We start from the raw sequence: 274 nt of genomic DNA on the forward strand, positions 1-274 counted from the left end.
GGCTGGCAGACCGAATACCGACGCTGGCGCCCCCCGGTCGAACGCGCCGTCGCCTGGCTCGTCCACCACGGCAACCGGCGCCTGCGCTACCGCGGCACCATCAAGAACGACACCTGGCTCCACACCCGAGCCGCCGCACTCAACCTCCGCCGACTGATCAACCTCGGACTCACCCACACCAGTGGCACCTGGCACATCGCACCGGCCAGTACATGACCGGAGGGCTGTCCGGCCTGACGGCCGGACAGCCCTCACCAAGATCTTCATCAGCCTT

General features: G+C 67.9%; 1 protein-coding gene. It reads left to right on the plus strand.

The window, feature by feature from the left end:
- On the plus strand, window positions 1-216 hold a 216-nt coding region (locus tag IO24_RS0140145), incomplete at its 5' end, for a transposase (protein ID WP_031144879.1).
- Window positions 217-274: the final 58 nt, after the last annotated feature.

This window comes from Streptomyces flavovariabilis, assembly GCF_000725785.1.
GTDB classification, from domain to species: Bacteria; Actinomycetota; Actinomycetes; order Streptomycetales; family Streptomycetaceae; genus Streptomyces; species Streptomyces hawaiiensis.